The 20033-nt window shown below is 53.9% G+C and carries 22 protein-coding genes; 11 read left to right on the plus strand and 11 right to left on the minus strand.

Annotation, left to right across the window (positions count from 1 at the left end; genetic code table 11):
- Window positions 1-86: 86 nt before the first annotated feature.
- A complete protein-coding gene (locus B0B12_RS06170) occupies window positions 87-425 on the minus strand; it encodes a hypothetical protein (protein WP_170871825.1) in 339 nt (112 codons plus the stop codon).
- A 361-nt stretch (window positions 426-786) separates the two neighbouring features.
- Between B0B12_RS06170 and B0B12_RS06175 the strand changes: the two genes are divergently transcribed.
- The 6 genes from B0B12_RS06175 (at window position 787) to B0B12_RS06200 (ending at window position 4880) form a co-directional block, all read left to right on the plus strand.
- Window positions 787-1365 (plus strand): Crp/Fnr family transcriptional regulator, encoded by a 579-nt coding sequence (locus B0B12_RS06175; protein ID WP_076666650.1) that lies wholly within the window; start codon window positions 787-789, stop codon window positions 1363-1365.
- A gap of 112 nt (window positions 1366-1477) precedes the next feature.
- Window positions 1478-2140, plus strand: coding sequence for an NADPH-dependent F420 reductase (locus B0B12_RS06180; RefSeq protein WP_076666652.1), 663 nt, complete (start codon window positions 1478-1480; stop codon window positions 2138-2140).
- Between the two features lie 45 nt (window positions 2141-2185).
- Window positions 2186-2758, plus strand: a complete 573-nt coding sequence (locus B0B12_RS06185) for a YceI family protein (RefSeq protein ID WP_076666655.1) — start codon at window positions 2186-2188, stop codon at window positions 2756-2758.
- A 19-nt stretch (window positions 2759-2777) separates the two neighbouring features.
- Window positions 2778-3230, plus strand: coding sequence for a DoxX family protein (locus B0B12_RS06190; protein WP_076666657.1), 453 nt, complete (start codon window positions 2778-2780; stop codon window positions 3228-3230).
- Between the two features lie 116 nt (window positions 3231-3346).
- Window positions 3347-4180 (plus strand): 4,5-DOPA-extradiol-dioxygenase, encoded by an 834-nt coding sequence (gene ygiD / locus B0B12_RS06195; protein ID WP_076666659.1) that lies wholly within the window; start codon window positions 3347-3349, stop codon window positions 4178-4180.
- A 40-nt stretch (window positions 4181-4220) separates the two neighbouring features.
- Complete coding sequence (locus tag B0B12_RS06200) at window positions 4221-4880, plus strand: alpha/beta hydrolase (RefSeq protein WP_076666662.1); 660 nt, start codon at window positions 4221-4223, stop codon at window positions 4878-4880.
- Between the two features lie 62 nt (window positions 4881-4942).
- Here the strand turns inward: B0B12_RS06200 and B0B12_RS06205 are convergent, their stop codons facing one another.
- Entirely contained in the window at window positions 4943-5806 is an 864-nt protein-coding gene (locus B0B12_RS06205) for an SDR family oxidoreductase (RefSeq protein WP_076666663.1), read from the minus strand.
- Between the two features lie 234 nt (window positions 5807-6040).
- Between B0B12_RS06205 and B0B12_RS06210 the strand changes: the two genes are divergently transcribed.
- The gene (locus B0B12_RS06210) at window positions 6041-6541 is read left to right on the plus strand and encodes a DUF421 domain-containing protein (RefSeq protein WP_076666666.1); all 501 of its coding nucleotides are present in this window, start codon (window positions 6041-6043) and stop codon (window positions 6539-6541) included.
- Window positions 6542-6601: 60 nt separating this feature from the next.
- On the opposite strand, the gene B0B12_RS06215 is transcribed toward B0B12_RS06210, so the two are convergent.
- The gene (locus B0B12_RS06215) at window positions 6602-7240 is read right to left on the minus strand and encodes a TetR/AcrR family transcriptional regulator (protein WP_076666668.1); all 639 of its coding nucleotides are present in this window, start codon (window positions 7238-7240) and stop codon (window positions 6602-6604) included.
- A 153-nt stretch (window positions 7241-7393) separates the two neighbouring features.
- Between B0B12_RS06215 and B0B12_RS06220 the strand changes: the two genes are divergently transcribed.
- Entirely contained in the window at window positions 7394-7690 is a 297-nt protein-coding gene (locus B0B12_RS06220) for a hypothetical protein (protein WP_139337766.1), read from the plus strand.
- Window positions 7663-8034, plus strand: coding sequence for a hypothetical protein (locus tag B0B12_RS06225; protein WP_139337767.1), 372 nt, complete (start codon window positions 7663-7665; stop codon window positions 8032-8034). The genes B0B12_RS06220 and B0B12_RS06225 overlap by 28 nt, the downstream gene beginning before the upstream one ends.
- A 38-nt stretch (window positions 8035-8072) precedes the next feature.
- Here the strand turns inward: B0B12_RS06225 and B0B12_RS06230 are convergent, their stop codons facing one another.
- Complete coding sequence (locus tag B0B12_RS06230) at window positions 8073-9365, minus strand: DUF5690 family protein (RefSeq protein ID WP_076666674.1); 1293 nt, start codon at window positions 9363-9365, stop codon at window positions 8073-8075.
- A gap of 223 nt (window positions 9366-9588) precedes the next feature.
- Between B0B12_RS06230 and B0B12_RS06235 the strand changes: the two genes are divergently transcribed.
- The gene (locus B0B12_RS06235) at window positions 9589-10047 is read left to right on the plus strand and encodes a hypothetical protein (protein WP_244554611.1); all 459 of its coding nucleotides are present in this window, start codon (window positions 9589-9591) and stop codon (window positions 10045-10047) included.
- A 452-nt stretch (window positions 10048-10499) separates the two neighbouring features.
- On the opposite strand, the gene B0B12_RS06240 is transcribed toward B0B12_RS06235, so the two are convergent.
- The 4 genes from B0B12_RS06240 to B0B12_RS06255 all read right to left on the minus strand — a co-directional run bounded on the left by B0B12_RS06240 (window position 10500) and on the right by B0B12_RS06255 (window position 16970).
- Window positions 10500-13694: an efflux RND transporter permease subunit gene (locus tag B0B12_RS06240; protein WP_076666678.1), complete on the minus strand. Its 3195-nt coding sequence runs from the start codon at window positions 13692-13694 to the stop codon at window positions 10500-10502.
- 39 nt (window positions 13695-13733) lie between these two features.
- Window positions 13734-14876: an efflux RND transporter periplasmic adaptor subunit gene (locus B0B12_RS06245; RefSeq protein ID WP_076666680.1), complete on the minus strand. Its 1143-nt coding sequence runs from the start codon at window positions 14874-14876 to the stop codon at window positions 13734-13736.
- 18 nt (window positions 14877-14894) lie between these two features.
- Window positions 14895-16229 (minus strand): TolC family protein, encoded by a 1335-nt coding sequence (locus B0B12_RS06250; protein ID WP_076666683.1) that lies wholly within the window; start codon window positions 16227-16229, stop codon window positions 14895-14897.
- A gap of 165 nt (window positions 16230-16394) precedes the next feature.
- On the minus strand, window positions 16395-16970 hold the full coding sequence (locus B0B12_RS06255) for a TetR/AcrR family transcriptional regulator (RefSeq protein ID WP_076666685.1): 576 nt from the start codon (window positions 16968-16970) through the stop codon (window positions 16395-16397).
- A 189-nt stretch (window positions 16971-17159) separates the two neighbouring features.
- On the opposite strand from B0B12_RS06255, the gene B0B12_RS06260 reads away from it, so the two are divergent.
- Complete coding sequence (locus B0B12_RS06260; RefSeq protein WP_076666687.1) at window positions 17160-17621, plus strand: DoxX family protein; 462 nt, start codon at window positions 17160-17162, stop codon at window positions 17619-17621.
- 12 nt (window positions 17622-17633) lie between these two features.
- Here the strand turns inward: B0B12_RS06260 and mug are convergent, their stop codons facing one another.
- From mug to B0B12_RS06275, 3 genes are all read right to left on the minus strand, one after another.
- Window positions 17634-18194, minus strand: coding sequence for a G/U mismatch-specific DNA glycosylase (mug, locus tag B0B12_RS06265; RefSeq protein WP_076666689.1), 561 nt, complete (start codon window positions 18192-18194; stop codon window positions 17634-17636).
- A 133-nt stretch (window positions 18195-18327) separates the two neighbouring features.
- Window positions 18328-19242, minus strand: coding sequence for a cyanophycinase (locus B0B12_RS06270; protein WP_076666691.1), 915 nt, complete (start codon window positions 19240-19242; stop codon window positions 18328-18330).
- Between the two features lie 203 nt (window positions 19243-19445).
- The gene (locus B0B12_RS06275) at window positions 19446-19832 is read right to left on the minus strand and encodes a hypothetical protein (protein ID WP_139337768.1); all 387 of its coding nucleotides are present in this window, start codon (window positions 19830-19832) and stop codon (window positions 19446-19448) included.
- Window positions 19833-20033 lie beyond the last annotated feature (201 nt).

The following is a 20033-nucleotide window of genomic DNA, read 5'->3' on the forward strand; positions in this document are numbered from 1 at the left end:
GCAGCATGTCTGGCTGCGGCATCATCAGTTAGGCAGTATTTTTTGAGGATTTAGACCGCGCAAGCAGCTGACGGTAGAGAGGCTTCCTAGGCTTTGGCCTCTGTCAGTTGATCGAGGATGTTCTCGCCCAGCACGACGTCGGCTACTTTTATGCTTCCCTTCCCGATCTGCTTCCACACACCGCTCACCTGCAGCACGGCTATCCGATCGGTGGGGGACACTTCGGCTACATAGGAGATCCGGGATTCAAACAACTTATTGGCCACCGCTTCGTGCAGTTCTTTTACGGAAGCAGGATGCGTGATCATGTTGCGGAAATCTGCCAGCAGGGTAAAGCCCGGCGCCGCCAGGCTAATCACTTTATTCCAATCGTTCAAATAATTGGGCACCACGTCTGGAGATTTCCAGTAATTGTTGATCCTCATGTAAATACGATTCTTTTGAGGGTCGTAGGCTAACTCGTAGAATTGGTTGTCAGATACAGTAATCATCCCGCTAATTAAAAGTAACGAAGCACAAAGATAAGAAAACAACAGTCGCGCACTATAAAATTTGGCACTGTCCGTTCAGAAGCAGATAGCTGGCCAAGACAGGCTATTGCTGCGCGTCTGGTTGTGCGCGATTTAATCTATAGGGCTGCAGTGTGCGTTCAGGCCTTATACGACCACGGAGAGAAAGCGGCGAAGAAAACGGAAAGGGCAGAATAATTCGTAAATTAGCCCCAGGTATAAGTTGCTGATGCAGGTATAGATACCCCCTGCCTTATAAAATAATAACGGTCTTGTGATGTACACACTATTCTTTCAGAACCTAAACAGTAAAGTCCAGCTTACGGAAGAGGAAGAGGAACAGATCAAAACCTACCTGACCCTGAAGAAGCTCCGGAAGAAGCAGTACCTGCTGCAGGAAGGCGATGTGTGCAAGATGATCGCCTTTGTGGAGAAGGGGGCCCTGCGCGCCTACTCTGTGGACGAAAACAGCAACGAGCACATCATCCAGTTCGGGCTGGAGGGCTGGACCATCTCCGACCTCTACAGCTTCCTGACCGGCGAGCCTGCCACCTACAACATCGACGCCCTCGAAGACTCAGAACTGGTGATCATCAGCAAGTCGGCGCACGAGGAGCTGCTCCAGACGATGCCCAAGTACGAAACCTTCACCCGCCTCAACATCACGGGCGCCTACCTGGCCATGCAGCGCCGCCTCACCTCCACCATCAGCGCCTCTGTGGAGGAACGCTACCAGGACTTCATCACCCTCTACCCGCACATTGCCCAGCGCGTTCCCCAGCACATGATCGCCTCCTACATGGGCCTCACCCCCGAAACCCTGAGCCGCATCCGCAAGCGCATCTCCTCCAGGTAGTAACCAACATTTATCACAAAAGCATTGATTTAAATCAACGTCCTTTCTTGACTGGGCTCAATGATTGCGCCTGCCTATGGCCGTACCTTTGTATTGTTAATTATTTACCAATATGAAGACAAAGCAAACCATAGCCATTATAGGCGCTTCCGGTAACATGGGAGCTGCTGTAGCCAGGAGCCTGTCGAAGGGTAACTACCGGCTGCTGCTTTGCGCCAACAACCTCGACAAGGTGCAAACGGTAGCTTACGAAATAAAGGAAAGCAACCCGGATGCCGAAGTAGAGGCATCGGACTGCTCCAAGGACGCTTCCTGGGAAGCGGACATCATCATCGCGGCCATTCCCTACGCTGCCGAAAAAGAAGTAGCCGAGAAGATCAGGGAAGTGGCTAACCAGAAGATCGTCATCAGCATTGCCAATCCGCTGAACGATTTCTTCAATGGCCTGGTAACCGCGCCGGATACCAGCGCGGCAGAAGAGCTGCAGAAACTACTGCCCAATTCCAAAGTGATTAAGGCCTTCAACACCACGTTTGCCGCCGACTTCGCCACACCCGTGATCGACGGGAAACAGGCGGACGCTTTTATTGCCGGCAACGACCTTGACGCCCTGCAAACAGTTTCTGAACTGGTGGAAACGGCCGGTTTCAACCCACTTGTGGCCGGTGACCTGTCAGTAAGCGGAACGCTGGAGCGCATGCAGTTGCTTCTCATTCAGCTGAACATGAAGTACGACTACAACTGGCTGGCAGGCTGGAAGATCCTGCATCAATAATCGAATCATTCTTATATCTATAAACACTTAAATCACACACATTTTATGAAAAGGTTATCCTTGATTTTATTCGCATTCCTGTCACTGACAGCTTTTACCACCCTGAACTCTGTTTGGACAAACGATGATGCGCACTCGCAGCTTGGCTTTACCGTGAAGCACCTGGGCATCTCCGACATCTCGGGCACGTTTGATGATTTCGATGTGAAAATCACCTCCACCAAGCCGGATTTCAGTGACGCCGTGGTAGAGCTGACTGCCAAGACAGCTTCCATCAACACCCGCGTAACGGACAGAGACAATCACCTGAAGAGCCCGGATTTCTTCAACGCAGAGAAATACCCGACCATGAACTTCAAGAGCACCTCCATTAAGAAGGCTGGCAAAGACACCTACAAACTGGCAGGCAACCTGACCCTGAACGGCGTGACAAAACCTGTGACAGTGGACATGAAATACAACGGCACAGTAGAGAACGCCATGAACAAGAAGCAGACAGCCGGTTTCCAGGTAACAGGTACCATCAAGCGCTCTGACTTCAACCTGGGTAGCGGTTTCCCAGCCCCGATGATTAGCGACGAAGTGCGCATCAAGGCGGACGGCGAGTTTATCCAGTAATTTATATTAAGAATCAGCCATGAAAAAACTATTCAACGTGCACCAGAGTGCCAACAGCATTGATGTGGCCCTTCTGCTTACCCGGGTAGGCATTGCAGCCCTGATGCTCGTACACGGATGGCCAAAGCTGGGCATGCTGCTATCGGGTGATCCGGTTCAGTTTCCGGCCCTCTTCGGATTAAGCGCTACAGCTGTACTCGCACTGGCCGTATTCTCCGAGGTGGTTTGCTCGCTGCTGATTCTGCTTGGCCTGGGCACCCGGCTGGCCAGCATCCCCCTGATCATCACCATGGTGGTGGCGGTGTTTGTGGTGCATGCGGCAGACCCTTTTGCAAAGCAGGAACTGGGGCTCCTATACCTGCTGCCTTACATCGGGTTACTACTGACAGGCAGCGGCAGGTACTCCCTGGATTATCTGCTCCAGCAAAGGGTAATGAAACCAGCCTACGTCAAGCGATATTCTTTACAGTAATCAAAAATAAAATAGCTGCCTCCGGGAAGGGTTCTCTCTGGAGGCAGCTATAATTTAATCAGGCTGTTATGCAACGGAAACAGTTTATCAAGACACTTTTAACAGGAGTAGCAGGTATGACGACCTTATCAGCTTTCAACAAATTTACCGACAACCTGGGTGAGCAGGAGCAGCTGATGCCCGTCCTCTTTATGGGGCACGGCTCCCCTATGAACGGTATTCTGGACAACGAATTCAGCCGCAAATGGGCCCAGCTGGCCAAAGAGATTCCCACACCCAAGGCAGTGCTGGTGGTGTCGGCTCACTGGCTGAGCAAAGGCACCCGCATCACGGCCATGGATTTCCCGAAAACCATCCACGACTTCGGCGGCTTTCCGCAGGAGCTGTTCAACGTGCAGTACAAAGCACCCGGCAGCCCGGAGCTGGCCAAGGAAACCGCTTCCATCATCAAGTCCACGGCTGTAGAAATGGACCACGACTGGGGCCTTGACCACGGCGCCTGGACCGTTATCCGGCACATGTACCCCGAGGCCAACATCCCGGTGCTGCAGCTCAGCATCGACTATACCAAAGGGGCACAGTACCACTACGATCTGTCCAAAGAACTGGCTGCTCTGCGTAAGAAAGGCGTACTGATTGTGGGCAGTGGCAACATGGTGCACAACCTGCGCATGGTGGCCTGGGATAAACTGAACGAAACCGAATACGGCTTTGACTGGGCGGTGCAAATGAACACGACTTTCAAAGACTTAATCCTTAACGGTCAGCACGACAAGCTGATCAAATACGAGCGACTCGGCCGCGAAGCCATGCTGGCTATACCTACGCCGGAACACTACTGGCCGCTGCTCTATACCCTGGGCCTGAAAGGCAGCAAGGACGTCGTCTCCTTCTTTAACGACAAAGTAGTGGCCGGTTCCCTGACCATGACCTCGGTGATGATCGGCTAAGGCGGTATTGCGGGCCCGTTTCACTAAAAAATGATATACTATGGCAACAATAGAAACGATCAAGAATGACCTGTCGCTCCCCTACCTGGTGCGACCAGGCAGCAGCGCAGCCACGCAGCCAAAGGCGGTGATTTTGCTGCACGGCGTGGGAAGCAATGAGCAGGATTTGTTTCAACTGGCTCCCTATCTGCCAGATGACTTCATAGTGATCTCACCGCGCGGGCCAATTGTGCTGGGAGCCGGACGCTATGCCTGGTATGAGGTAGATTTCGCTTCGGGCAAGCCGCAGATCAATGCGCAACAGGAGGCCAAGAGCAGAGAGGCCATTCAGCATTTCATCCGTCAGGTGAAGGAAAAGTATAACCTGGACACCGTATACCTGGGAGGCTTCAGCCAGGGCGCCATCATGAGTTTCAGCATCGGGCTGACGCAGCCGGAGTCTGTGGCAGGTATAGTAGGGTTCAGCGGAAGAATCCTGCTGGAAATCAGGCCGCTGGTGCAGCCCAATGAAGCCTTGAAGCAGCTCAAAGTCTTTATCTCACACGGTACGCAGGACAGCACCTTGCCTGTGCATTACGCCCGCAAGGCGAAGGAGTATTTGCAGGAGGCAGGCGTGCAGCTAACGTACCATGAACAGGACATGGGCCACCAGATCAGCGGTGAGGCAATAACAAAAGTGGCAGACTGGCTACAGGTATAGCCGGCCTGCCACTTAAATTTTCACAGGTCTCCCACTACAATTTAGAGTAATCGCGCAGGAACCTATCCTGCCTTTGAGGCCGCGTTCAGGCCATCGGCCACCGCCTCCGAAAGCGACGTAGTGGGTCGCCCGATGAGTTTGGAAAGTTGCCGGCTGTCATCGTACAGGTCGTTTTTCGACACGGAAATATCCCAACCTGCAATCGCCTTTGCCATTTCCTCAGGTATACCAAAGCCGGCCAGCGCAGCCGCATACTCCGCCTCAGGCAAGTTCTTGTAAGGTATATCCCGTCCGGTCTGCCGGGACAGCTCCGCAGCGTACTCTTTGAGGGTAAATGCTTCGTCACCGGCCAGCTCGTATACCTTGCCCTCGTGTCCTTCGCTGGTCAGTACGGCAACTGCCGCCTCGGCATAATCTTCTCGCGTGGCCGCCGAAATCCTGCCCTCTCCCGCACTGCCAATAACAGCCCCGCCACCCAGCGCGCCTTGGATGGAGCCCGTATAGTTTTCGGTGTACCAGCCGTTGCGGAGGAGCGTGTGCGGAATTCCGGAAGCCTTCAGGGCCTGCTCGGTAGCGCGGTGCTCTGTTGCCAGGCTAACCGAAGAGGTGTCGGCGTGCAGCAAGCTGGTATAAACGATGCGCTGCACGCCATTCTGCTTTGCCGCGTCGATGATGTGCTGGTGCTGTTTGGCACGCTTCCCAACTTCACTTCCCGAAATAAGCAGCAGCGTGTCTATACCTTCCAGGGCGCGATTGAGTGTTTCGGGCTTGTCATAATCTGCTTCACGGGCTTCTATACCCAGGTCGGCTGCCTTTTGAGGGGAGCGAACGAGCGCAACCAGATCACCTGCGGCGCCTTTTTCTTTCATCTTTGCTACAACGAGCCGCCCAAGGTGCCCCGTAGCTCCGGTTATTCCTATTTTCATCCTGTCTGTTGTTTAAGTTAGACTACTAGCTTTTACGCTGAAATCATAAAATCAGGAAGCGCGCTTACTACAAATACCCATTCACTGCCTGCGTAACCATACCTTTACCACTTCAATAACGGCATCCGCTTGCCTCTTCTGGCGTATACTGCACTGTTCCTCCTCGCCCTCCATCAGATGCGGCCAGGAGGAACAGTGTTTATAGACACTTCTGGTAATGATGCACTAACAGACATGGAGCTACTTCAGATAAACCTTGCCGATCTATTCCAAATCGAGAAACCTCTAGCCGAGTTGATACTGCGGGCCGTGGCGCTATACCTGGGTATCCTGTTGCTGCTGCGCATTGTGCCACGCAGAACCGGTGGCGAACTGGCCACTATGGACCTGCTTTTCGTTTTGTTGATCTCGGAGGCAGCCACGCACTCCCTTGGAGGCTACTCCACCGTCACCGAAGGCTTTGTCGTTATCCTGACGCTGCTTGCGCTCAATTATGTCATCAACTCCCTGAGCTATTATTTCCCGGCCATAGAAAAGCTCGTTTCTTACCCGCCGCTGCTGGTGGTGAAGGATGGCAAATTGCTGCGGCGGAACATGCGGCGTGAGTTCCTGACGGAAGAGGAACTGATGGAGCACCTCCGGAGAGAAGGTATAGCGGACATCAGGGAAGTGAAATCGGCGCATGTGGAGGCGGACGGTCACATCAGTTTCATCAGTAAGAATGGCGACCGCTGAGAGGTATAGCCCTCCTGCCCAACCGGACGTTCAAAGGTATGGTCAGGCCCCGGCACGTTATCAGGAAGGCATGGAACCAGCTTGCTTCAGCCAATCCGATACCTGGGCCCGCAGATCGGCATTGAAGTATGGGAGCAGCAGCGCCACTGTCACAGCCACGTAATGCTTGATGTGCTCTTCCTGGCTCAGGTGCCCGTACTGCGGCAGCCGCGCATACCTTACCCAGCTGTCTGACAGGATGAACACTTGCTCAAACAACAGCGGAAAGAGGTGAACTTCCACTTTGTCCTCAAACACGCCCTCCCGTTTGTACTGCTCAAAGAGTGCGAGAAACATTTGCCGGCGATTCTGGAAAAGCTGCTCGTAGGCCACGTATACCTTGGGGAATGTCTCGAGTATGGCCGTGGATTCAGAGAAGAAAAAGACGTAGCGGTACATGATCCGGTAAACGCTTGTCAGTGGCGCCACCAGGGTCTGCACATCGAAAGCGCTCGTGGCGCCTGTAGCGGCGGCTAGGGCGCTAATCTCCTGCTCCATCTCCGAAAAAGTGGCGTGCACGAGCTCTTCCTTCGTCTTGAAATAATACCGCAGGTGCCCGTCGCTGATCGCCAGTTCCCGGGCTATATCCCGGAGCGTGGTCTTGCTGATGCCCTTGCGGTTAAAGACCGCCACCGCCTGGTCAATGATCTTCTTTTTCATTTTAGCTCTTTGGAGCTAAATTAGCTAAAAGATTGTATCTTTGCATAAACTCCATTGAGTAAGCCGCAATTTTTATTTCTTCGGCTATACCTTGTTTGTCAATACGTCCGCCCGTTTCAGTGCTTGCTGGGGGAAGAAGAAACCAGACTGCCTATGAGTGCTACCAAAAAATGTCCAAACTGCGGCCAGTGGTCCCGTTGGACCCAAAACCCGACCGACCGCTGTGAGCATTGCAACAGCGTGCTTGACCCTGTTGCCGTTGCCCGTCAACAGGCCCGGGAGGAGCGTAAACTAGCGGAAGACGAGCATCTGTCGCTAAAATTTATTCAGATCAACCCAAACGATCCGTGGTACAAAAGCTTCTTCAAGCGGATCGGGCTGGGATTCCAGATCGCGTTCGTGTCCATCATTTCGTTTATCTTATGGCTGATCGCCTTGCTGGCCGGCTGAACTGGCGCACGCTTAGCCCCTTGTTCTGGCTGCTCACGGCGCTATACCTGGGGCACCTGGTCTGGCGCTGGCTCGAACTGCCGAGGTCCTGGTGGGTGCAGCATTACCTGGACGACCTACTTTGCCTGCCGCTGGTGCTCACGGTCACACGCTTTATTCTTCGCTTCTTCTACGGATCGCAGTTGCGCTTCTCCTGGTACCACGTGGCCTTTACGGTCGTCTACTTTTCCCTGGCCTTCGAGCTGTTCTTCCCCACTTTCATGCCCCGCTATACCTCCGATTGGGCAGACGTGCTGTGCTATACAGCAGGCGGTTTAATCTTCTACCGCTTCCTCAATAAGTAAGAAGCTATACCTGCCTGCAGGCTCCAAAGGCGGACAGGCTATACCTGTACCGTGACGGCAGTGCTCTCTTCGCGGGCTTTCATTCGCTCATATTTTCTGCCGAAGTAAAGCATGGAAAAGGCGGTCAGCAGGATACCGATGGCGGAGAGCCCAATCACGCTGTTCGAGAAAAAGGTGACCCAGTTGAGCTGTACCTGAAAAATCTCCTTGCTGAACAACACGCCCACGCTGCCCACATACCCGAACGAGTCCGCCAGGTAGATCAGAAAGCCCACGTTGCCGGTATACTTAAATGTGGAGATCAGCCGGTCGAAGAAGACGGCGTTGAAGGGGATGTAGACCATGTATAGCCCCAGCCCGACGAGCATCATCCACCACACCGGGTCCAGGGACTGCGCTGCGAAAAGAGCCGTCGAAATGCCGGCGATGGCAAAGCCGATCAGAATAAAAACGTGCGCTGTTTGCAGGGCCTTGTAATTGTTTCTGATGAGCACCATGCTGCCGATCAGCACCAGGATGATCAGGGTAATGGGCGTCTCGGTTTTCGAGAAGATGGCCGGCTGATCGAAGTAACCCAGTTCCTTCCACATTTCGGCGCCGAAGTTATCGCGTATGTCCCGGAAGATGGTGGCAAAGCAGTAGATGAGCACACAGACCACGATGCCTGCCAGAAATTCTTTTATAAAGCGTTTCCGGTCTTCCTCGGTCATGGGCGCACGCTCGGTTCTTAGTCGAATGTCCTCCTCGCTGGGCGGCGGAATTTGCTCCATCAGGAAAACAAAAAGCAGTAGCGGCAGCGCAAATACCAAACCAGTGAAGAAAGGCACCCAGAATTCCGATACGCCAAATTCCACCATCAGCCAGGCACCCACGGACTTGACAAAGCCGGAGGCGAAAATAAAGCTCACGGCCAGCGTTGCCCCAATAAAGTCGGTGCTTCGCCTGCCCTCCACATACGAGAAGACGACGCCCCAGAGCATGCCGAGCGGAAAACCGTTGATGAAGAGGAAAGCGATGTTGTAAGGCGGCGGCACCAGGGCAAAAAACAGCCAACTGGCCCAGGCTATAGCTGTCAGGAGGAGGATGACGGCGCCCCTACCGGTCCGTTTGAGCTCGGAGATGTACTTGATGCCGTAGAATTTGGCCAGCAGGTAGCCGAGCACCTGGCTAATCACCAGCAAGGTCTTGTAGCTATACCCGGCAATCTCAATGCCGTCGAAGGTGGCCACGGTGAACGACTTCCGGAAGCCGAAGATCATGGTATAGGCCAAGAATACCACTACGGCGGCATAAAGCCCGACTTTAAGCTGACTACTGTTTTTGTTTAGCATACCTGCCTCTGACCTGATGTGTCCTGTTGAAATTTCACCTTCCTTTCTTGAAATGTAGTCATTCACAGCGAAATATCCTCGGAAGGAAAGCTGATTTATTCTTTTTCCCGGCAACAGGTATAGTCAGTCTATGGATTGATAGGACTGCATTTGCGAGCAGTTTCAGCGCTAAATTCGCTAACTTGCAGATTAAGAATATCGCATGACCGGACAACAAAAAAACTTGAATAATCAGATCAGAGCCATCGCGCTCTACCAAATCATCGGCGGCATTTTAGGTATAGCCCTTACCATCTGGGTGATGTTCAGCGGCGAAATGGTCGTCGATCAAATGGCGCTCCGCATCGGCCTGTTCGCCGGCGGACTTTACATCTTTTCCATCCTTTGCGGGCGCATGCTGTTCCGCAACCTCCGGCGCGGGCTTGTGCTTTCCATTATCAACCAGGTACTGCAGGTTGTGTACTTCTCGTTCGGCGCCTACGGTTTTCAGTATGTGGCAGGCCTGCGCGTCGGGGTGGGCGTGGATATGGTGGAAGGCTGGACCCTAAAATTCAGGCTGGCCCTCTCCTCTTTTCATTTCAGCATCGGCGACGACCTGGGCCTCAAATTTATCGGCGTCAACCTGGTTGCCCTGTTCCTGATCTTCTGGCTGGAGCGGCTGCTGGAGAAGACGAAGGTATAGCAGGTCATTGAATTTTTGACAAAGGAGTTTTTGATAAGGGTCTTTTTGCAAATAACTTTTGAGACCAAGAACCCCTTCCGCATTCGGTCAACTTTCGCATGTTAATGTCATTTCGAACGCTAGTGAGAAATCTGGAATCTAGCTAAGCTCTAAAAAAATCCAGATCTCTCCATGATGTCGAGATGACAAATTGGTAAGACTTAAGCCCTCAAGTAACCGGCATCAGGCCTAAACCCAGATACTGAGCCGATGTGGTTCATAACCAGGATCCTTTCAGGATGACAAATAATAATAAAGGAATTGTCTTGTTTTGAACTGTCCTAGGTATAGATATAGCAACTCTCTCACCCTTACAAAACAAAAAAAGCCCCGACCGTTTGGCCGGGGCTTCTTATTTATAGCAGGATCAAAGTGTCTTTAGTCCTCTGTCTAAAATTCCTTTGTCAAAGAAATCACGGATTTACATAAGCAGGATCACCACCTTCTTCATCTGGTAGGTTATCGCCTTTGGCACGCAGTTCGGCCAGGCCTTTCTTGCCGTAGGCAAGGCGCGTGATAACCACGTACAGTACTGGCACCACGAAGATCGCCAGAAAGGTAGCGGCCAGCATACCACCAATTACGACCCAACCAATCGTCTGGCGCGACACGGCGCCCGCACCGGAGGACAAGGCCAACGGAACCACACCCAGGATAAAGGCCAGCGAAGTCATGATGATCGGACGCAGACGCAGCTTCACGGCTTCGATGGTTGCTGCGATCAGTTCCATGCCGCGGTCCACGCGTTCCTTGGCAAACTCCACGATCAGAATGGCGTTCTTGGCCGCTAGACCGATCAGCGTGATCATACCTACCTGCGCATACACGTTGTTGTCGAGTTTAGGCAGTAGTGTGAGGGCAAGTATCGCCCCGAACATACCCAGCGGAATGGCGAACAGGATTGAGAACGGTACCGACCAGCTTTCGTACAGTGCTGCCAGCAACAGGAGCACCAGAATGATGGAAAGCGAGAAGATGTAGATCGTGCTGCCGCCTGCTGCAATCTCCTCGCGGCTCAGGCCGGAGAATTCGTAGCCATACCCTGCAGGCAACACCTGCTCCGCCACTTCCTCCAAGGCCTGAATGGCCTGGCCCGAGCTGTAGCCCGGCGCTGCGCTACCGTTTATATCCACAGAACGGAACAGGTTATAGTGTGAGATAACAGGTGCATTTTCCACCACCCGGGTCGTTACCAAAGCACTCAAAGGAACGGATTCGCCTTGGCGGTTCATCACATAGAACTGCTTCAGGCTTTCGATGTCCATGCGGTAGGCCGTGTCGGCCTGCGCCACCACCCTGAAGTTACGGCCGTAGCGGGTGAAGTCGTTCACGTAGCGGCTACCCATGTAGGTCGACATCGTGGCATAGATATCGGCAATGTTCACACCGAGGCGCTTGGCCTTTTCGCGGTCCACGTCCACGTGGTAGCCCGGCGTTTTGGCCGTGAAGAAGCTGTAAGCCATGGCAATTTCAGGACGTTGGTTAGCCGCTCCCAGGAACTGGCCCATTACCTGTTCCAGTTCTTTCACATCGCCTGCCCGGCGTTGCTGCAACACAAACGTGAAACCACCCGAAGCACCAAGACCAGGTATAGCCGGTGGTGCCACCACCAGAATATTGGCCTCTTTTATACCGGCTACCTTTTGCTGCAGCGCAGCCATCACACCCTGCAGTTGCTCCGATTCATCCTTCCGCTGATCCCAGGGCTGCAGCTGCACGAAGAAGGTACCACTGTTTGATTTGAACGAGAAGTTGATGGCGTTGAGGCCGGCCACCGAGGTATAGTTGCGGATGGCCGGAATGGTGGCCATCTGCTCTGCCACCTGGTTCAGAACAGCTGCTGTACGACTCGCAGAAGCGCCCTCTGGCAACTCGATCGACACGAACATGCGGCCCTCATCTTCGGTAGGTATAAAGCCGGTTGGTTTGTTCACAAACAGGCCGAACGTGCCCACATAGAGGCATACCAGCAGGATGAGTACCAGCGGGGTCGCTTTGATGCTCTTGCGCACGCCTACAGAGTAAGATTCGGTGGTGCGGGCAAACCAGTTGTTAAACTTGTAGAAGAACTTGTTGATGCCACGCGAGTCCTTGTTCACGTTCATCGGCTTCAGCATCAGGGCGCAGAGTGCCGGCGTCAGGGTAAGGGCTACAAAGGCCGAGATCAGTACCGAGATGGCAATGGTGATCGCAAACTGCTGGTACAGTCGGCCCACGATGCCCGGTATAAAGCCCACCGGTATAAACACGGCCGCTAGGATAAGGGCAATCGCAATAACCGGGGCCGTAATCTCTTTCATCGCCTTTCGGGTGGCTTCTTTAGCCGAGAGCCCCTCGTGGTCAATATTATGCTGCACCGCTTCCACCACCACAATGGCGTCGTCCACCACAATACCAATCGAAAGCACGAAACCGAATAGTGTCAGTGTGTTGATCGTGAAGTCGAGCGGAATGAAGAAAATGAAGGTACCGACGATGGACACAGGTATAGCCAGGATCGGAATGAGCGTGGCGCGCCAGCTTTGCAGGAACAGGAACACCACAATGATCACCAGGATGAGCGCTTCTATCAGCGTCATCACCACTTCGTTGATCGACACCTGCACCACGGACACCGTCTCAAACGAAACAATGTAGTCCACGTCGGCCGGGAAAGTCTCTCTCAGATCATCCAGTGCGGCGTAGATGCCCTCGGCTGTACCCAGGGCATTACTGCCCGGTGCCTGGTAGATGAGCATCATGGTGGCCGGGTTGCCATTGATCTTGGATTCGCGTCCGTAGTCGAAGCGGCCAAACTCGATTCGCGCCACATCGCGCATGTAAACTACAGAACCATCAGCGGGATTGGTGCGCACGATGATGTTGCCGAACTCTTCCTGCGTTTGCAAACGGCCTGTTACCGTGATCGGGTACTGGAATGTCTGCGAGCTATACTGCGGCGAGTTACCCACCGTACCGGCCGCCACCTGCAGGTTTTGCTCCTGTATGGCTGCCGTCACCTCGCTGGCTCCGATGTTGTACTGGGCCAGTTTATCCGGCTGTAGCCAGATACGCATACTGAAGTCCTGGCCGATTGAGAAAATATCGCCCACCCCGCTCACACGCATCAAGGCATCCTTGATGTAGATGTTGGTGTAGTTGTCGAGGAACTGGATGTCGTGCGTACGCTTCGGGGAGTAAATACCGATCACCATCATGATACTCGGGTTACGCTTGCGCACGGTTACGCCCAGTCGGCGCACATCCTCCGGCAGGGTCGGCTCCGCAATACTGGCGCGGTTCTGCACATCGAGCGTGGCAATGTCAATATCAGTCCCGATCTCGAAGGTCACCGACATGTTCATCTGGCCGGTACCCGTGCTCGTGGACGAAATATAGGCCATGCCCGGCGTACCGTTGATCTGCGTTTCGATTGGCGTGGCCACCGCCTGCTCTACCGTGAGGGCATCCGAACCGGTATAGTTGGCCGACACCGAAACAGAGGGCGGCGAAATATCCGGGTACTGGGTAACGGGCAAATTCAGCATGGCCAGAAATCCCACCAATACGATCACGATCGAGATCACCATGGCGGTGACGGGCCTTCTTATAAATACATCTGAAATCATAATATCTGTTAATCTTCTTCTGAAAGACCTGTCTCTAACTTATTTGGCGGCTCCTGCCCGCGGCTTGCCCTGCTCCGGCCCGCCCAGCTGCACCTTGGCTCCCTGGCGCAGGCGCTGTATACCTTCGGTCACGATCTGCTGCCCTTCTTTCAGGCCTTCGCGCACCACAATGCTGCTGTTCACACGCGTGCCCAGCTCCACGTTTTGCTGCACCACCGAGTCGCCCTGCACCACATACACGTAGTACTCGCCCAGCTGCTCCGTCACCGCCTTGAACGGAATCACGATCTGGTTGCCCAGGTCCTGGTTCAATACATCCAGACTCACGGTCATACCGGGCACCAATCTTTCGTCCGGGTTGGGGAACTGCACGCGCACGGTCGTAGTGCCCGAGCGGCGGCCAATGGCTCTGTCAATGGCGACCAGCTTGCCGTTGTGCTCGTACTGCTCGCCGTTGTTGAAGCGGATGGTGAAAAGCGAATCAGGCTGCTTGCCCTGCTGCAGGTTGCCGAAACGGCCCAGTTCACCCTCGTTTATCACAATATCAACCGCAATCGGGTCGGAAGAGGAAATGGTGTTGAGCAAGGGCTGCCCCGGCGACACCTGCGCTCCTACCCTTACCTGGGAGATGCCGATGGTACCGCTGAAGGGCGCGTTGATCACCGAATAGCTCAGGTCGGTGGAGGCGCTGCGTACCTGTGCCTGTGCGGCCGTCACCTGCGCGCGTGCGGTCTGCACATCGGTGCGGGCATAGTCTACCTGCTGCTTGGCGATGGCGTCGCGCTCGGCCAGGCGCTCGTAGCGCTCCAGGTCCTTCTCGGCGCGGGCCAGGTTGGCTTTGGCACTCTGCAGACTGGCTTGCGCCTGCTGTATACCTGCCTGGTACTTGTTTTGGTCTATTTCGTAGAGCTTCTGCCCTTTCTTGACACGCTGCCCGTCCTGCACAAAAATGTTGGTGATGTAGCCCGAAACCTGCGGGCGCAACTCTACTTCCTGCAGCGACACCACGGTAGCCGGGTAAGTGTCGCGACCGGTCACGCTTTCCTGTTTCACCTGAATCGTGTTCACCGGAACGGCCATGGCCATCGGGTTCATCTGCTGTCCGGCATTGTCACCGCCGCATGACACGAGCAGAGTGGGGCTGAGGATGGCTGCAAACAGCCAGGCGTACTTATTTTTCATTATCCAGTTTCTCTGATTTTATCGGTTGATGTCTATGTTTCCCAGGGCCCGCTGCAGATCCAGTTTGCTAGAGAGCACACTGTAAAGGGCATTGTAATAGTTAAGCTGAGTGGTGCGCAGCTCAGTTTCCGCCACGATCAGGTCCACGTAAGCCTTCACCCCCTCGTCGTATTGCAGTTTGATGATCTCGTATACCTCTTCGGCCATTTCCAGATTCTGCTGCACTGTGCGCCACTCGGTGTAATCGCCTTTGTAATTGGCCAGCGCCGTCTGGTATTCGGTGTTGATGGCCCGGCGCGTATCCTCGATCTGCACATCCAGGCGGTCTTCCTGCAGCTGCGCGATCTTCAGGTTCTGGAACCTCCTGCCGCCCTGGAAGATAGGGAGCGCGACCTGCAGGCCCACCGATGAGTTCGGGAAGTGCTGGCTATAGAGGTTGGCGAACTCGTTATTGAAGTACATGAGGTTGTAGTTGGCGAAGGCAGAAACCGTAGGCAGGAAGCTCCAGCGGTTGTAGGCTGTGTTCAGGCGGAGCAGTTCGCGCTGTGACTGCAACTGCTGCAGCTCTATCCTGCTGTCGAAAGCCAGCAGCTGGGTAGTGTCTACCTGCACTTCCTGCTCCATGCGGCCATAGTTGTAGGTCAGCTTCAGGTCCTGCTCCACCGGGTAGCCCATCAATTGCTTCAGGTAAGCAAGGTTGGCTTTTATGCTTTCCTCCACCCGCTTGCGGTCTGCCCGTATGTTAGCCAGGGTAATGGCGGCGCGCTGGTAGTCCGTCTTGTCCACCAGCCCCACTTCGTAGCGGCTTTTGGCGTCGTTGTACTGCTTTTCCTGGCGCGAAATGTTCTGGTCCAAAATGCGCAGTTGCTCCTTGGTGAGCAGCACATTGTAGAAAGCCTTGCTCACCTCCACCACCGTGTTGATGCGGGTGTCCGTCACCTGCTGCTCGAGCAGTAACCTTCTGGAGTTGGACGCTTTGGAAGCGAGGAACAGGTTGTTGTCAAAGATGTTCTGTGTGGCCTGCAGGGCGATGCTGGAGTTGTACTTCTGCCCGAAGGTGATGATCTCGCCCCCGATTGGCTGCTGTGGCCGCCTGATGTTGTAAGTGCCGCCTAAATTGGCGTTGATCTGCGGAAACCAGCCTGCCAGACTGGCTCTAACCTCTCTGTTGCCGATTTGCTCGTCGATCTGGACCTGCTCCATAGTGGCTGCATTCTCCAGCGCAAAGTGCACGACCTGCTCCAGTGTCAGGCTGTCCGTCGTTGCCGCACCCTTGTTGTCCTGGGCAAGCAGGGCGCCGGGTGCCAGCAGGCAGGCTAGCAGCAAAGGTTTAAAATAGGTTTTTAGCTTCATGTATAGGTTTGGTATTCAGCTTTTTGGTTGAGTATTTAACGTGCAGATGCCGCAGCCGATGGTGCTCCTGCAGCTTTAGTTTTTCTTTCATGTTTCATTTAGTTGTCCGGGCATAGGATCAAGGTATAGGTATAAGCGCTGGGTTATGGTTTTGCATTGGGCTGGCTAGCTGTCCTGGGCTATGCCGTTCCAGATGAGCTGTAGGATCTGGTCGAGTTCTCCGCTGTCCAGCTCCAGCCGGCCGCTGGCCGTCATCTTGGCTGTGGACAGGATGCTGCTGTGTGTGAGCGTGGCCAGAATCTTGGGGCTTACCGGCTTGAGGGCTCCCTCCTGAATGCCGCGCTCAAAAAATGCGAACAGCACAGTATAGTACCTGTCTTCCTCTAGGGGCGGCATACCCGCACTGTAAGGGGAGCTGACGAACTGCTCAAAGAACCGGAGCAGGTCCTGATTGTTCTGGTAAAAGGTATAAAGGCCGCTCCAGAGCCGGAAGAAGCAGTCTTTGAACGGGACGTCGGAGCCACTCTCCCGCTCCACCACTGCAATGACCTGCTGCTGGGCGTAGTCAAAAAGTTCGGTGATGAGCTGCTCCTTGCTTTCGAAGTAGTGGTAAATGGTGCCCGCGGCCACCCCAGCATGCTTGGCGACCAGGCTCATGGGCGTTCCATGGAAGCCTCGTTCTCTGACCAGCTCCATCGTGCTCTTGAAGATAGCGCGCTTCTTGTCCGACATGTGCTCCATAAACTCCGCCCCAATTGAATGTTCATTCGGTTTGCAAAGCTACGTTTGTATCTACAATTGTAAAAGCAATTCCGCCAAAAAGCAGAATTTACTGGCCAAACGACTTCAGTAACATGGTAAATAAACGGTATAGCAGGCCTGAACGTAAGTATAGGTATAGCGCCATTGTTTAATTTAATCCTGACAGCCATGGTACTCGCAAACGAACTCCGCCACAGCCGCCGCATCAACAGCGCCAACAACCCGGTCTGGATGGACGGCCTCAGAATCCTCCTTGGTCTTTTCCTGTTCGTAAAGGGTGTGTTTTTTCTGGAGCACATCTCCGATGTCTTCCAACTCTTCGGCGCCGTGCAGGGCATTAGCCAGACAGGCAAGGCCCATATCCTCACCAGCATGGTGCACATCGTGGGCGGCCTGATGATCGCCTTCGGGATGCTCACGCGCCTGGCCCTGCTCTGTCAGATCCCGGTCCTGGTCGGCGCGCTGCTGATTGTGGGCCCGCAGCAAAGTGGGATTCAGCTAGCCAATACAGAACTGATACTGACGGTCTTCTTCACGGGCCTTATCCTATTCTTCATGATCAAGGGGCCCGGCCGCTACTCCATCGATAACAAAGTGCTGCGGCAAAGACAACCCGAGACGGAGGTGTAAGTTCGAATCCGACTAGAGCGAATCGACAAAGAGGCGCAGCTCCTGGTAGACCTCAGCCAGCTTCCGGGGCGGGAAATGCGCGTTCAGGCCGCTGGGGTTTGGCAGCACCCACAGCTTCGTGTTCCCGATGGTCTGCTCCTGCATTCCTATACCTGCAGTTGCTTTTCCGAAGGCCACTCGGTAGGCGGATATGCCCAAAAAGGCCAGCACTTGTGGTTGGTACCCCATCACTTTCTCCTCCAGCTTGAACGCTCCCTCTTTTAACTCCGTCGCTGACAACTCAGCGGCATTGGCCGTGGCCCGGTCTACGATGTTGGTTATACCTAAGCCCAGGTTCAGTAAACGTCTTTCTTCTTCGGGCAGGTATAGCCGGGGCGTGAACCCCGCCGCATGCAGGGTCGGCCAGAAGCGGTTGCCCGGGCGGGCAAAGTGGTGCCCAACTACAGCCGTGTAGAGCCCTGGGTTGATGCCGCTGAAAAGGACTTTAAGATTAGGGGCAATGATATCAGGCAAGGTTCTCCCGCCAGCCGCCGCCAGTTCTTCTTTGGTAGGTCTTTGTCTTTTGGATTGCATCTCCTCCTTTACTCAGGCTTGATGATTGCAGTTATATCCTGGGCTAAGTATAGCCTGGTTTCGATGTGGGATTCTCCCCCACTGGCTGAAGCTAACGCGCCTGCCCGATAGCGATTTTTTGACGGGGGCTGCTTCAGGCTGCTGACTTTTTCCCGCCGTTTGCCGTTTTGTTATAGGCAGGTATGGTGTAGGTTTTGCCGTCGCCCAGCAGGTGCATCTCCAGGTCATAGATGGTAAAGGGGTCTCCTGGGTCTATGTCGTAGATGTCTGTGCTGCTGATATCCATGCCATCCAGAATGGTGACCAGACCACTGCCAACCACTTCTACCTCAATGCCGTCCTTCACTAGTATCGCCGTGTCTTCTTCCAGGCCAATGCCGATACAGCCCGGGTTCTGGGCCACGGCCTGCGCCATCCGGATGATGCGTCCCCGGTCAATAAAATGCGTATCGATGGCTACGTTCTTGAGCAGGTCCAGTCCGGCGGTCGAACTCATCTCGTCTTTGAGCATGCCGCCCTGTGCCTCGCCTCTGTAAATCATGTTGGTCGACATGGCCGATGCCCCGGCGCTTGTGCCGGCCACCACCAACTTCGAGTTCATGTAGCGCTCTTTGATGCGCTCCAGCAACGGGCTACCGCCCAGTATGGAGGTGAGTCGGAGCTGATCACCCCCTGTGAGCATGATGCCGGCAGCTTCGTCAATCAGTTCAATCTTCTCAGGGTCTTTGGCATCGTCGCGGGTTCTGATATCCAGCTTTTTGACATTTTTCACTCCCAGTTCGTGGAATAAATTCAAGTACTCTGCAGCGGCCGGCTCCGGGTCGCTGGAAGCGGCCGGAACGACCAATACCAAGGGATTTTTGCCACGGAGCTCCTTCACAAAACGCTTGAGTATTTGTTCGCTGATGAAACTGGTGTTCTCCTCCTGCGAATCCGGACGTTCTTCATTCTTGCTCTCTTTGCCCCCAATGGCCAGCAGTATACCTTTGGGGATGGGGTATCCGAGCTGCTGCGCCTTTTTATGGAGAGATTTATTTGCTGTCGCCATACCTGAAAATGGATTTGAAAAAGCTGCTTTTCAGCAGTACGTATACCTTCAATTGAAGGATAGGTTTCCGGCTTAGCGCTGCATTCAAAAAGCCAGACAGTGTCTGCTGTCTGGCTTTTTGACTTCCTCCCCTTTGACGATTCCAGGCAACGGCCCTTGCACAGATATGGTAAACACATACTGCCTGCCTCCCGCCTCCTCAGCTAGGCGACGAAGGCCCGCAAGTAGTCACCGCTTGCCTCGTGCTGTTCCAACTCCAACTCATGGAGCAGCCACTGTGATTTCACGTGCAGGGTCATCGCTTTGAATCCGTGTAAGAAAGCATGGTAGTGTTTCCCTTCAACGATCCCTCCCATACCTTTTTGCAGAAGCGCCTCGATCAAAAGCTCACTTCGAACTTCGGCCAAGTGGCGAACGAGTCCTCCCATCACAAATTGGCACATCAGGATGCCACCTTTTTGTCTCATCAGGAGTTTATTTCCCTTCTGCAGGCCTATAGCCAATTCCTGTAGCTCTTTCAAAAGCAAAAGCCTTATGTGTGTCATCTTTAAATTGTTTTCAGGGTGAACGAGTGACATCGCCAGTAGCATGGGCAAATGTCTTTTAGGTTGTCGCGTTTTGTGTAGGTATACGCAGTCTATAGCTGCAAAGCCGGTAATTTGTTTCCTTTAACTGACAAATTTGGAAATTTAAGGGTTTTTTGACCGACCTACGTATTTAGTACTACTCCTTTAACACCAGACACGTATACCTGGTACTACGACCCGTACAAACACTAAAACCTAAGCAGG

Origin of the sequence: Pontibacter indicus, from assembly GCF_900156345.1 — a bacterium.
Lineage (GTDB): Bacteria > Bacteroidota > Bacteroidia > Cytophagales > Hymenobacteraceae > Pontibacter > Pontibacter indicus.